Source organism: Methylomonas sp. Uni0011 (genome assembly GCF_056850255.1).
This window is the reverse complement of record NZ_JBVVNO010000005.1, coordinates 34,429-46,348: the sequence shown is the minus strand read 5'-3', so window position 1 is coordinate 46,348 and position 11,920 is coordinate 34,429. Positions and strand designations below refer to the sequence as shown.

13 protein-coding genes are annotated in these 11,920 nt (G+C 51.2%); 8 read left to right on the top strand and 5 right to left on the bottom strand.

Annotated elements, in window-relative coordinates; all coding sequences use genetic code 11:
• Positions 1-15 precede the first annotated feature (15 nt).
• Together AC0IM9_RS08845 and acnB are read left to right on the top strand one after the other, a co-directional pair.
• Positions 16-642: a Uma2 family endonuclease gene (locus AC0IM9_RS08845; RefSeq protein ID WP_482803753.1), complete on the top strand. Its 627-nt coding sequence runs from the start codon at positions 16-18 to the stop codon at positions 640-642.
• 21 nt (positions 643-663) lie between these two features.
• Positions 664-3,225 carry a bifunctional aconitate hydratase 2/2-methylisocitrate dehydratase gene (acnB, locus tag AC0IM9_RS08840; protein WP_482803752.1) on the top strand — a complete coding sequence of 854 codons (2,562 nt, stop codon included), beginning with the start codon at positions 664-666 and terminating at the stop codon, positions 3,223-3,225.
• A gap of 93 nt (positions 3,226-3,318) precedes the next feature.
• Here the strand turns inward: acnB and AC0IM9_RS08835 are convergent, their stop codons facing one another.
• Genes AC0IM9_RS08835 through AC0IM9_RS08820 form a run of 4 tightly spaced genes read right to left on the bottom strand, consistent with a single transcriptional unit; the run spans position 3,319 to position 7,798 of the window.
• Positions 3,319-4,089 carry a CpsD/CapB family tyrosine-protein kinase gene (locus tag AC0IM9_RS08835; protein WP_482803751.1) on the bottom strand — a complete coding sequence of 257 codons (771 nt, stop codon included), beginning with the start codon at positions 4,087-4,089 and terminating at the stop codon, positions 3,319-3,321.
• A 19-nt stretch (positions 4,090-4,108) separates the two neighbouring features.
• The gene (locus tag AC0IM9_RS08830) at positions 4,109-5,851 is read right to left on the bottom strand and encodes a lipopolysaccharide biosynthesis protein (RefSeq protein ID WP_482803750.1); all 1,743 of its coding nucleotides are present in this window, start codon (positions 5,849-5,851) and stop codon (positions 4,109-4,111) included.
• A 1-nt stretch (position 5,852) separates the two neighbouring features.
• The gene (locus AC0IM9_RS08825; RefSeq protein WP_482803749.1) at positions 5,853-7,121 is read right to left on the bottom strand and encodes a hypothetical protein; all 1,269 of its coding nucleotides are present in this window, start codon (positions 7,119-7,121) and stop codon (positions 5,853-5,855) included.
• A 26-nt stretch (positions 7,122-7,147) separates the two neighbouring features.
• Positions 7,148-7,798, bottom strand: coding sequence for a polysaccharide biosynthesis/export family protein (locus AC0IM9_RS08820; protein WP_482803748.1), 651 nt, complete (start codon positions 7,796-7,798; stop codon positions 7,148-7,150).
• Positions 7,799-8,017: 219 nt separating this feature from the next.
• Here AC0IM9_RS08820 and AC0IM9_RS08815 point away from each other — a divergent pair, with 219 nt between their 5' ends.
• Genes AC0IM9_RS08815 through AC0IM9_RS08795 form a run of 5 tightly spaced genes read left to right on the top strand, consistent with a single transcriptional unit; the run spans position 8,018 to position 10,827 of the window.
• The gene (locus AC0IM9_RS08815) at positions 8,018-8,380 is read left to right on the top strand and encodes a HopJ type III effector protein (protein WP_482803747.1); all 363 of its coding nucleotides are present in this window, start codon (positions 8,018-8,020) and stop codon (positions 8,378-8,380) included.
• Positions 8,381-8,383: 3 nt separating this feature from the next.
• Complete coding sequence (locus AC0IM9_RS08810; protein WP_482803746.1) at positions 8,384-9,439, top strand: NAD(P)/FAD-dependent oxidoreductase; 1,056 nt, start codon at positions 8,384-8,386, stop codon at positions 9,437-9,439.
• Positions 9,417-10,001 (top strand): tRNA 5-(aminomethyl)-2-thiouridylate-methyltransferase MnmM, encoded by a 585-nt coding sequence (gene mnmM, locus AC0IM9_RS08805; protein ID WP_482803745.1) that lies wholly within the window; start codon positions 9,417-9,419, stop codon positions 9,999-10,001. The genes AC0IM9_RS08810 and mnmM overlap by 23 nt, the downstream gene beginning before the upstream one ends.
• A 33-nt stretch (positions 10,002-10,034) precedes the next feature.
• Positions 10,035-10,349 carry a pyrimidine/purine nucleoside phosphorylase gene (gene ppnP, locus AC0IM9_RS08800; RefSeq protein WP_482803744.1) on the top strand — a complete coding sequence of 105 codons (315 nt, stop codon included), beginning with the start codon at positions 10,035-10,037 and terminating at the stop codon, positions 10,347-10,349.
• Between the two features lie 4 nt (positions 10,350-10,353).
• The gene (locus tag AC0IM9_RS08795) at positions 10,354-10,827 is read left to right on the top strand and encodes a LabA-like NYN domain-containing protein (protein ID WP_482803743.1); all 474 of its coding nucleotides are present in this window, start codon (positions 10,354-10,356) and stop codon (positions 10,825-10,827) included.
• A gap of 18 nt (positions 10,828-10,845) precedes the next feature.
• Here the strand turns inward: AC0IM9_RS08795 and AC0IM9_RS08790 are convergent, their stop codons facing one another.
• Positions 10,846-11,388 (bottom strand): outer membrane protein assembly factor BamE, encoded by a 543-nt coding sequence (locus AC0IM9_RS08790; RefSeq protein ID WP_482803742.1) that lies wholly within the window; start codon positions 11,386-11,388, stop codon positions 10,846-10,848.
• A 114-nt stretch (positions 11,389-11,502) separates the two neighbouring features.
• Here AC0IM9_RS08790 and fur point away from each other — a divergent pair, with 114 nt between their 5' ends.
• The gene (gene fur / locus AC0IM9_RS08785) at positions 11,503-11,919 is read left to right on the top strand and encodes a ferric iron uptake transcriptional regulator (RefSeq protein WP_140912906.1); all 417 of its coding nucleotides are present in this window, start codon (positions 11,503-11,505) and stop codon (positions 11,917-11,919) included.
• Position 11,920: the final 1 nt, after the last annotated feature.

Sequence of the window (11,920 nt, the reverse complement as noted above, 5' to 3'; positions counted from 1 at the left end):
GAGGCGGAGGCGGTTATGAGTGCGCAACCAAGATTCGAGCAAGCCTGGATTTCGATCGAAGATTACTTGGCGGGTGAGCTGGCAAGCGATACCAAGCACCAGTATTTGGATGGTCAGGTCTATGCGATGTCCGGAGCTAGCTTAAACCACGAGCGAATTGCCGGTAATGTGTTTGCCGAATTGCGAAATTACTTGCGGGACAAACCGTGCGAAGCCTTTGGCTCCAACGTCAAGATTAAAACCGATAGACACGTGTTTTATCCGGACGCGATGGTGGTATGCGATCAAAATTATACCAGCGAGTACTATACCGAAGCCCCGGTACTGGTCGTCGAGGTCCTTTCTAAATCCACCCGCCGCCTCGACGAAACCGTCAAACGCCGTGTCTACCAAAGTATTCCCAGCTTGCAGGAATACGTGCTGATCGAACAGGACATCGTCGATGTCGAAGTCTGTCGCCGTAGTGAGGGTTGGGTTTCCAATCACTATTTTCTCGGCGACGACGTGCCTTTCGAATCAGTCGGATTGATTCTCGGTGTCGCCGACATTTATGCCCGCGTCGACAACGAAGACATGCGGACCTTTATCGCCGAGCAAGCGGTCGCGCAGACCGCCCTCGAAGCAGGGACGCCCCACGCCTAATATTTTTCATCGGAAACCATCATGCTAGAACAATACCGAAATCACGTTGCCGAACGCGCTGCCGAAGGCATCGTTCCCAAACCGCTGGACGCCGAGCAAGTCGCGGCGCTGGTCGAACTGTTGAAAAGCCCGCCGGCAGGCGAAGAAGATTTTTTAATCGATTTGCTGGAAAACCGAATTCCGGCCGGCGTCGATGAAGCGGCTTATGTTAAAGCCGGCTTTCTGACTGCAATCGCCAAAGGCGAAGCGTCGTCGCCGCTGATTACGCCGGAAAAAGCCACCGAGTTGCTGGGCACGATGCTGGGCGGATACAACGTCGCTCCGCTGATCGAGCTGTTGGATCATGCCACCTTGGCGCCGATAGCCGCTAAGGCATTGTCGCAAATTCTGCTGATCTTCGACGCCTTCCACGACGTCCAGGAAAAAGCGGCAGCCGGCAATGTCTACGCCAAACAGGTGCTGCAATCTTGGGCCGACGCCGAATGGTTTACCAGCCGGCCGGAAGTTCCGCAGAAATTGACTGTCACTGTGTTCAAAGTCACCGGCGAAACCAACACCGACGATCTATCACCGGCGCCGGACGCTTGGTCGCGGCCGGATATTCCGTTGCACGCCAAAGCGATGCTGAAAATGCCGCGCGATGGCATCACCAATGCCGAGCAGCAAATTACCGAACTGAAAGCCAAGGGTTTTCCGGTGGCTTATGTCGGCGACGTGGTCGGTACCGGCTCTTCGCGCAAATCGGCCACCAACTCGGTGTTGTGGTTCATGGGCGACGATATTCCCTACATTCCCAATAAACGCGCCGGCGGCGTCTGCATCGGCGGCAAGATTGCGCCGATTTTCTTCAATACCATGGAAGATTCCGGCGCGTTGCCGATCGAATGCGATGTGGCCGGCATGGCGATGGGCGACGTGATCGATATTTATCCCTATCAGGGCGTCGTCAAACGCCACGGCACCGACGACGTGGTGTGCGAATTTAAACTGAAAACCGACGTGATTCTCGACGAAGTCCGCGCCGGCGGCCGGATTCCGTTGATTATCGGCCGCGGTTTGACCGACAAAGCCAGACAGGCTTTGGGCTTGCCGGCTTCAACGGTATTCCGCCGCTTGGGCGCCGCTGCCGATACCGGCAAAGGTTATACGCTGGCGCAAAAAATCGTCGGCAAGGCGTGCGGCGTGGCCGGTGTGCGGCCGGGCAGTTACTGCGAACCGAAGATGACCACGGTCGGCTCGCAAGACACCACCGGACCGATGACCCGCGACGAATTGAAAGACCTGGCTTGCCTGGGCTTCTCGGCCGATTTAGTGATGCAGTCGTTCTGCCACACCGCCGCTTATCCCAAACCGGTCGACGTGCAAATGCAGCACACCTTGCCGGATTTCATCATGACCCGTGGTGGCGTTAGCTTGCGTCCCGGCGACGGCGTGATTCATTCATGGCTGAACCGGATGCTGTTGCCCGATACCGTCGGTACCGGCGGCGACTCGCATACTCGCTTTCCGATTGGTATTTCCTTCCCGGCCGGCTCTGGTCTGGTAGCGTTTGCCGCCGCGACCGGCGTCATGCCGCTGGATATGCCGGAATCGGTACTGGTGCGTTTCAAAGGCCAAATGCAACCCGGCATTACCTTGCGCGACTTGGTGAACGCCATTCCCTACGCGGCGATCCAGCGCGGCTTGCTGACCGTCGCCAAACAAGGCAAAAAGAACGTGTTTTCCGGGCGGATTCTGGAAATCGAAGGTTTGCCGGATTTGAAAGTCGAGCAAGCCTTCGAAATTTCCGACGCGTCGGCGGAACGTTCGGCTGGCGGTTGCACTATCAAACTCAACGAAGCGCCGATCCGTGAATATCTGAACTCCAACATCACCTTGTTGAAATGGATGATTGCCGAAGGTTACGGCGACGCCCGGACCATCCAACGCCGGATCAAAGCAATGCAGGACTGGCTGGATAAGCCGGTATTGATGGAAGCGGACAAGGACGCCGAATATGCCGAAATCATTGAAATCGACATGAACCAAATCACCGAGCCGCTTTTGGCTTGCCCGAACGACCCGGACGATATCAAGCCGTTGTCGGCAGTGGCCGGCACCAAAATCGACGAGGTGTTTATCGGTTCCTGCATGACCAATATCGGCCATTTCCGCGCCGCCGGCAAGTTGTTGGAAAAAACCGCCGCGCTGCCGACCCGGTTATGGGTGGCGCCGCCAACCAAAATGGATCAAAACCAATTGGTGGAAGAGGGCTACTACGGCACGTTCGGTAAGGTGGGTGCCCGTACTGAAATGCCGGGCTGCTCGCTGTGTATGGGTAACCAGGCGCGGGTGGCGGACGGGGCGACCGTGGTGTCGACGTCGACGCGAAACTTCCCCAACCGTTTGGGCAACAATACCAACGTGTTTTTATCGTCGGCGGAACTGGCAGCGGTCTGTTCGTTGCTGGGAAAAATTCCGAGCGCGGCAGAGTATATGCAGTATGCAGCGGCAATCGAACAATCCAGCGCCGATACCTACCGCTACCTGAACTTCGACCAGATCGACAGTTACCAGGATAAAGCCAAGCAAGTTGCTTCATAGACTAGCTAAACAACCGGCCTACCTGAGTCGCAGGTAGGTCCGGCTGTTTAGCTGTTGGTCAATTTGCTGCTTTGCGGCGGGGTAATACGGCTGTTACGCCGCCTCGTTGAAGCCGATTTTGTTGTCGGTAGCCTTGTTAAACACTGCACCCAAAACGTTAGCGTCTTTTAGTAAAGATGCAGCGTTTTTTAGTTCGTCGGTTTTGGTATGGCCTTCTTCCACTACCAACAGTACGCTGTCCACGTATGGCGAGAATCCCAACGTATCGTCATGCGACAGGATCGGCGGCATATCGAAAATGATAATCCGCGACGGATAACGGCTTTTCAATTCGTTGACCAGCCGGACCATCTTCGGCGAGCGCAACATCTCGGTGGCATTGAACAGCGGCTTGCCGGCGGGAAGTACCACCAACCGCTCCACGCCGGGATTGACCAGCATCGAGCTGATTTCCTTATCGTTCAACAAATAGTCGCTGAGACCGGAATCGGCTTTGATGCCGAATAAACGGTCTATGCTCGGATTACGCAGATTGGCGTCGACCAATAACGCCGTCCTATCCAACTCCATCGCTACGCTGATCGCCAGATTGACTGCGGTTAAGCTGTTGCCGGAGCCGCCGCTGGTGCTGGTGATGGCAACCGTTTTCCATTCCATCGCATCCATTTGCTGCACGCAACGGGTCCGCAACATCCGATAAGATTCAAGCCACTTACTTGGCGAATCGGCACAAAGAACCCGATTTTGCTTGAGCAGGCTCTGGTCGGGTTTATGGATCCGGGTTTGGGTATAGGCGATGTTGACTTTGTCGTCGAAGCGGACGTTACCACTACTAGCTTCTACAGTATTTTGGATTGAGTTCATTCCTAATTTCCTTGGCCTGTTAATTGCCAATTACACGCAACAGTTTGTACCAGAATACGTCGAGCGGCATGATCATGAAATGGAAAATAATGGCAGCTAACAAGCCACTTGCGACACAGCCTACTAGCACTAATTTTCGCCTGGTGCTTTGCGATCTATTTTCTGTCTCGCTTTCCAAATAAGGGATCGCTGCTAGTGGTTCCATTCCCAAGATAGCCGTAACCGCTTTGGGGCCGTTTACGGTTGGGTCGAATATTTCGGCTAGCGCTACCGCACCGAAGCCAGAGCAGATCGCTACTAACAAACCGAGAATAAGTATCGCAATTCGGTTCGGACTAACCGGTTCCAACGGCTCTTGCGGCGGATCGATTAACGTAAAGCGCTCGCCCTTTCTTTCCATTTCTAATTGTTGCGAAATTTGTGCCTCCATTTCCCGCGCACTTACTTCGCGATATCGTATATTAGTGTTGTCCAATTCCTGCAACAAGTCTGTGTATTCCTTTTCAACCAATGGAGCTTGGCGCAAGCTGTTGCGTAAATCTTCCATTTTTGCCTTAATTTGACCGCGGGTGTAATTCAGTGAATCGATCTCGGTTTTAACTGAATCGAGTTGGGATTTTAATGTAATATAGGCAGGATTGTCAGGTTGCAAGGTTGTATTGGTATATTCACTCTGTTTTGCATCGACTAAGCTCTGTTGTAGAGCGGAAATCTGTTTTTGCAACTTTTGCACGTCGGGATGCTTATCCGAATATTGTTTTAAAAGTAAAGTCAATTCGGCTTTTTTGTCAGTCAATTCTGCATTCAAGGCATTAATATCCGAATTTGAGCCAATTTCTTTTTGTAAAGACTCGATCTCGCGTTTTATTTTTATTACGTCGGGATGGTTCGGTGAATGGCTGGATAGTATCGATGGATACTGTGATTGCAATTCTTTGAGTCGGTCTTTCATGTCGAAAACGCGATTGCCTGCGGCATTGCTTGCCATCGCGTTAGGGTCGATCTGCGCCAATTCGCCTTCCAGATAAAATCGCCGATCATTTAAAGAACGCTCTTGGCTGTCTAGCGATAAAAGCTGGTTGCTGAGTGAGGTCAATTCCTGTTGGTTCAGTGCGCTGATTTGCGGTAATTGATTTAGGTTACGTTCCTTGAAAGTAGCGAGACTATTTTGAATTTCCTGGGTTTTGGCTTTAAGGCGCTTGGATTCTTCACTTAAAAATAGTGCCGCATTTTCCGCTGATTCGGTTCTGGATTTGATGTTTTCTTTCAAAAATAATGAGGTTAATTCGTTGGCTACCTTCTGAGCCAAAGCAGGTGACTTGTCATCGAATGTTAACGTAAACGCAATCGTGGCTTGCGCAGCTGCGCCGCTACGATGATCTGCGACATCAGCGCTAATAGTTTCAACCTTAATGCTTTTACGCATTTTTTCCAGAATAACCTCCTCTGTTTTCTTCTTGCGGTCGTCGGCGTAGAGATCGTATTTTTTGATGATTTCACTCAAATTTGGTCGCGTCATGATTCTCTGGCTTATGACCTGAATTCTTTGGTCGGCGAATGTCGTGACCGTGGAACGAACCAATTCCGATGGAATTTCCTGGGCTTCAATCAAGATGGTGGCGGTGGAGCGGAAAATTGACGGTAATAAGACAGCCAATAAAAGACTGACAAGAGCAATCAGCAAGAAAGGGATATACAAAAATTTTCTGCGCCGCTTAATGATCTTCAGATAATCCTTGATGTCGAGGGTTTGATTTTCCACGCTATTTCACCTGACGATTGATTTGAGGTTGGTATGAGAACTGAAATTGCACGCTATTGCCGATGGCGGTTTGGCTGTTGGATTCAAATTGTTGTTGTCGATAAGAGTATGAAAAATCCAAACTGACTTCTTCGGTCCAATGCCATTTGATATTGGGGGAAAAGCTGAGTACACTTCTATTATTACTCGTATTAGTGTCACGAAAGGTAGAAACTGAGTCTACAGAAAGATAAGTTGCATTTACACCAGCTGTCCAGCGTTCGCTAAAGTTATAGTTGGCCCCTGCAGAGAACGAAGTGGACGTTTGTTGGGTTCCAGAGCTTGCAGGATTTAACTGTTGTCCAGCGTTAAAATTTAAACTTCCCCACTCCGCACTTCGGCTTAAGTTTGCCGAAAACACGTGACCACTGGATTTACTCGACCTTGAAAAATTGTTAATTATTGTTTGAGTCCCGAATAGCTTTGTGGTTTGGGTGCTATCAGTATCGGTGTCACGCATCCCGGCTGATAACGAAAATCGGGTTTGTTCGCTAAAAGCGTATTGCAGTCCGGCTTGATAGTTAAGTGTGGTTGACTTTTGAGAGAAAGCCGTATCGACAGGTAGTCCGAAAAATAAACCGGGGCCGTTGCTTGCTGATTCGAATTCTGAGTAACTGCCAGAAATATTAAAAGAAAGTTGTTCTGAATAAGTGTGAATTGCTGTTGCGCTAAACTGTTGGTTTGTATAATCCGAAAAGCCAAGTGGTGTAGTTAAGTTTGCCGGTCTGTCAAAAGCCACATCTGTGTAATTAAGTCCAAACAATAAAGAGTTTTTTTCACTCAGGAAGTAAGTTAAGTTTGGAGAAATTGATTTTGATGTTCGTGCAACTTGGGTTTGAAGGTCTCCAGAGCCCGTTTCGTCTAACTGAGTCGTTAAAGATGCTTGCTCTGAATAGCTAGCTGCCAAATCAGTTTTAAACAATTCGCTTCGATATTGATGGCTAATACTGCCAATTTTCTCAGAAAAGTCTAATGCAGACTCACCATGGTAAATTAACTCATTCCACTTAAAATTAGCCTTGAATTCGTTGTTATTAGCTAAATAACCGGCCATAAAACCAGGGGAAAAAGTACTGATGAAATTAGTGCGCTTCGGGTTGAGTTGTAAACGCAAGTTATCGTCGTAGCGTTCTTTAAAGCTAAAATCGGGCTCAAACAAGAAATCCAGCGCGTAACCGTTACCAGAACACAAAACCAACGCCGGTAACAAAAAATCCGTTTTAATCTTCATAGATAGTAACGCCTATCTAGTTCCAATTAGGGTACGGTTACCGTATCCCCTGGTTCCAGAAGAATATTCTGCTCCAAATCTTCTCCGCTAATTACGTCGTCGTAATCGAATGGATAGACTTTAACCTGGTCGCCGGTGCGGCGGATGATGCTGATTGACCCTTCCTTGGCAAATACCGTTAAACCGCCGGCCAAGCTTAGCGCTTGCAACACATCGAGGCGGCGGCCGGAAAATACCTGGCCGGGTTTGTTGACTTTGCCGATCACGAACACGGAGTTGCCTTGGTTGTTGAGCAACTTAACGCTGACCGACGGATCGGCGATGTAATCTGACAGCCGGGTGGTGAGATTATCTTTCAGCTCGGTAATGGTTTTGCCGGCCGCGCCGACCGTACCGATCAGTGGGAAAATGATCGTGCCGTCCGGGGAGATCAAAATCTGCAACTGTTGTAGGCCTTCTTCCTTCCAAACCGTGATTTCCAAAGCATCGCCGGGCGAAAGTTGATAGGAGGCGAAGTTGGTTTGTTCGATGATGACGCTCGGGCTCGGCGATTGCGTAGGGGCCGGGGTTAATTGGCTGGGTTCCGCTTGCGGGGGCTGGGATATTGGATCGGGCTCGGCTAGCGTAGCGACCGGGAAAAACAGGCAGAAAGATAAAAGTGTAATTATCTGTTTCAAAATGTATCCCTTTATGATGTTATTGAGGTTGAAATCCGTAAGAACCGATCGGTTGTGCAGGCTGCCCAGATGGTAAGTACGGAATATAACAATAATAAGACAATCCTGACTGTTGCTAGTGGCGGTGCCGAGCAACAAGGCCTCGATTTGAATTATAACCTTTAATTGAGTCGTTTTGTGCGGTTTTGGCTGTAACAGAGCGAATAATATGGGAATTTTATGAATAGTCCAATATCGCTGAGCGATTTTCTCGAAAAGTTAAAAAATAACCAAGCTATTGATTTTAAAGAAACGATGGTCGTAATTGCCGACCATTACGAATACAGGCCAACCCGATTCAGTAACGGTTTCGAGCCTTGCCTGATAAACGAGGCTGGGCAGAACGAGGGGTCATGCCGAATTTTCGCGTTTGCCAGGATACATGGCCTGTCCGAACAACACACTTTAGCCTTATTTGGCGACTATTACCGGAAAGACGTGCTAGGCAATCCGGGCGGCAGCGATCACCAAAATATCCGAAATTTCATGCGCGACGGCTGGGCTGGCATCGCATTCGACGGCGAGGCGTTGCAAGCCAAATAGTTGATGGACGTCGATGTTCTGATTGTCGGGCAGGGGCTTGCCGGCAGTCTGTTGGCCTGGCAATTGTCTAGCAGAGGGCTACGCGTCTGTGTGGTCGACGACGGCCAATGCAATGCGTCTCGGGTCGCGGCGGGTCTGATCAATCCGGTTAGCGGTAAGCGACTGGTCTTGCAATCTAACGTTGCTGAATTATTGCCGGCAGCCAAGGCCTGCTATGACCGCTTGCGGCGTGTCTTCGGCAGCGAATTCTACGTCGAAAAGCCGATGTGGAAAATTTTGTCCGATTCGACGCAAAAGCGACAAGCCGAACGCCGTCTGCAGCAAACCGAATATGCCGAATACTTACAAGCATTGGTCCCCGGCATTCCCGAGATCTTGTCGCCATTCGGTACGCTGCACCAGCTGCAGACCGGGTATCTGATGACCGAAGCCTTGCTTGACACTTTACGGACTTGGTTGATCTCGCGCGGCGAGTATCGGCAGACTGAGTTCGATTATGCCGATATTTGTCTGGGGGCTGATTTGCGCTGGCAGGACCTCAAGCCCAGGTGCATCGTATTCTGCGAGGGTCATATGGCGCGCACCAACCCCTGGTTCGGCTCTTTACCGTTTCAGCCGGCGAAAGGGGTGATTCTGAGTTGCACCAGTCAAACGCCCTTGCCGAGTCGAATCCTGAATTATGGGCATTGGTTGCTGCCGCTGACTCCTGATACATTCAAAACCGGAGCGACCTTTGATCCGGTAAATTTGAATCTGGATCCGGAGCCTGCGTCAGAAACAGCCTTGCTGGCAGATTTGCAGACGGTCGTGCCGGATATGGCCGGAATTCGGGTGATCCGCCACCAAACAGGGATTCGGCCGGCGACGCTGGATAAGGAGCCGCTGATAGGCCGACATCCGCAGTATTCCTGTCTACACATCTTCAACGGCTTCGGGGCCAAGGGCAGTTTATTGATCCCCTGGTACGCGCAACGTTTTGCCGATTTTCTGCAGCAGCGTGCGCCGTTGCCGTCAACTTGCGATATAAAACGATACTATGCCTCGCATTTCTCTGGTTAACGCGGCCCAGCTTGCCGTCAAATCCTGTTTGCGGCCGGGTAGCATCGCTGTCGATGCTACACTCGGCAACGGCTACGATACGCTGTTTTTGGCCGAAACGGTCGGTCCCACAGGCCATGTTTTTGGTTTCGACGTGCAGCGCCAAGCCCTGGTCAGTAGCTACCAAAAGTTGCTGGCTCACGACTTGCAAAGGCGGGTAACCTTGCATTTGGTCAGTCACGCCGATCTGCTTGAAGTCTTGCCCGAAAGTGTGATGGGTAGCGTGGCAGCGGTCATGTTTAACCTGGGTTATTTGCCTGGTGGAGACAAAGCCGTCATTACCCGGGCGGATTCTACTCTTAAAGCAATGGCTGCTGCGTGCCGGCTGCTCGCCAAATCCGGAATCATTACCGTTTTGGCCTATCCCGGACACGCCGGGGGCGACGCTGAAACCGAACGGTTGGCGGAATGGATGCGCAGTCTCGACCCGAGCCAATTCGAAACCGAGCTGGTGCTGAGCCAGTTCGACAAGCCCGGAGCCCCCAGGCTTTTTATTCTGCGTAAATGGGGCGATCTGCTATGATTGCCCTCCTTTTTTAACCAGTCAGTCAGGACAATGTCAGAGTTCAATAACGTCACTATCGTTAAACAAGCCAACGTTTACTTCGACGGCAAAGTCAACAGCCGCACCATTCGCTTTGCCGATGGCTCCATAAAGACCCTGGGTTTCATGCAGCCCGGCGAATATACGTTCAATACCGCCGACCCCGAGTTAATGGAGATTCTGTCCGGCGAATTGGACGTGCAACTGCCCGGCAGCGATGTTTGGCAAGCGGTGAAAGGCGGCGAGTCGTTCAATGTGCCGGCCAACGCGGCATTTACCATGAAAGTCAAAACTGCCAGCGACTATTGCTGCTCGTTTTTGAAATAAGCCGATGGAGCGGGTAGCGATTTTTGCCGATGTGCAGAATATTTATTACACGACGCGAGAGCGCTACCAAAAGCATTTCAATTACACCGCATTTTGGCGCCATGCCACTAACGATAAACAGGTCGTGGCGGCGTTTGCTTATGCAATCGATCGTGGCGACAGCAAGCAACAAAGTTTTCAGAATATTCTGAAAACCATAGGCTTTACGGTAAAGCTGAAGCCTTATATCCAGCGTCGCGACGGCAGTACCAAGGGCGATTGGGATGTCGGCATTACCGTTGATGTGCTGGATTTTGCCCGACAGGTCGATCGGGTCGTACTGTTGTCCGGCGACGGCGATTTCGAAATCTTGCTGAATAAAGTGAGACGCGATTTCGGTGTGGCCTGCGATGTCTACGGGGTGCGTAGCCTGACCGCCCCGGCCTTGATCGCCGCTGCCGACAATTTCGTCGCGATTGCGGAAGCGTTTTTGTTGTAAGCCGCGTAGGGATGCGGTTTATTTCTGTTCAGCGCCTTCTTCGACCAGTTCCTTGCCTTTTTCGGCTGAGGAGGTGGCTTCTTTGGCGTTGGTGATGCTCCGCTTGGTCAACGGGTCGGGGTCATCGCCGAACAAGCCGGTAATTTTTTCCCACATTGAGCGGTCCAGATCGCGTTTCGGCACGTCGACGCTGGTTTCGGTGGATTCCTTGACCACTGGCAGCGAACTGGGGCGGAAGTCGCCTTGCACGCCGATCAGGTTGTCGCCTTCAAAAAATAACGAAATCCGTTTCTGCATCCGGTTCTCGCCGCCGGGCTGTTCCGAATAGAGATAATCCCAGCGTCTCTCGTGAAAGGCATCGGTCAGCATCGGCGATCCCATGATGTACAGCACCTGACGTTTGGTCATATTCGGCCGTAGTTGGTTCACCATGCTTTGGTCGATGATGTTGCCTTGTTCGATATCCAGCGTATAAACACCCGGCAGATTATTCAGAATGGTACTGCAGGCGCTGAATCCAAATCCGGCGGCAGCCACGAGCAGAATAGACGATTTTTTCATGAGAAATGTTGGTGGTCTTGCGACAAACGGACCGGCATTATCCCACAATTCTGTCTGCGGCTCGGTGCAAAAAACGATACAATGGCCGGATGGTTGGATATACGAGGACAGGCTATGGAAACTCAGGATTTGCGTAACGCGGGCTTAAAAGTCACTCTGCCCAGAGTCAAAATCTTGGAGATTCTGGAAAAACAACAGGACGACAGGCACCTGTCTGCAGAGAAAGTCTACAAAATTTTGTTGGCCGAAGGCGAAGAAATCGGGTTGGCGACCGTTTACCGGGTGTTGACCCAGTTCGAGGCTGCCGGCTTGGTCAATCGCCACCACTTTGAGGGCGGCAATTCGATTTTCGAACTGAATAGCGGCGGGCATCACGACCACGTGGTGTGCATGAAGTGCGGCAGAGTCGACGAATTCACCGACGAAGTCATCGAAAAGCGCCAAACCGAAATCGCCAACCGGCTGGGTTACACCCTGACCGATCATAGCTTGTATCTTTACGGCTACTGCGCCGCCTGTAAAACCCCCTAAC

What these genes read in the sequence shown, in the direction of transcription:
- AC0IM9_RS08845 (WP_482803753.1), top strand. Translation starts at nt 16, where the DNA reads ATGAGTGCGCAACCAAGATTCGAGCAAGCCTGGATTTCGATCGAAGAT.
- acnB (WP_482803752.1), top strand. Translation starts at nt 664, where the DNA reads ATGCTAGAACAATACCGAAATCACGTTGCCGAACGCGCTGCCGAAGGC.
- AC0IM9_RS08835 (WP_482803751.1), bottom strand. Translation starts at nt 4,089, where the DNA reads ATGAACTCAATCCAAAATACTGTAGAAGCTAGTAGTGGTAACGTCCGC.
- AC0IM9_RS08825 (WP_482803749.1), bottom strand. Translation starts at nt 7,121, where the DNA reads ATGAAGATTAAAACGGATTTTTTGTTACCGGCGTTGGTTTTGTGTTCT.
- AC0IM9_RS08815 (WP_482803747.1), top strand. Translation starts at nt 8,018, where the DNA reads ATGAATAGTCCAATATCGCTGAGCGATTTTCTCGAAAAGTTAAAAAAT.
- AC0IM9_RS08810 (WP_482803746.1), top strand. Translation starts at nt 8,384, where the DNA reads ATGGACGTCGATGTTCTGATTGTCGGGCAGGGGCTTGCCGGCAGTCTG.
- mnmM (WP_482803745.1), top strand. Translation starts at nt 9,417, where the DNA reads ATGCCTCGCATTTCTCTGGTTAACGCGGCCCAGCTTGCCGTCAAATCC.
- ppnP (WP_482803744.1), top strand. Translation starts at nt 10,035, where the DNA reads ATGTCAGAGTTCAATAACGTCACTATCGTTAAACAAGCCAACGTTTAC.
- AC0IM9_RS08795 (WP_482803743.1), top strand. Translation starts at nt 10,354, where the DNA reads ATGGAGCGGGTAGCGATTTTTGCCGATGTGCAGAATATTTATTACACG.
- AC0IM9_RS08790 (WP_482803742.1), bottom strand. Translation starts at nt 11,388, where the DNA reads ATGAAAAAATCGTCTATTCTGCTCGTGGCTGCCGCCGGATTTGGATTC.
- fur (WP_140912906.1), top strand. Translation starts at nt 11,503, where the DNA reads ATGGAAACTCAGGATTTGCGTAACGCGGGCTTAAAAGTCACTCTGCCC.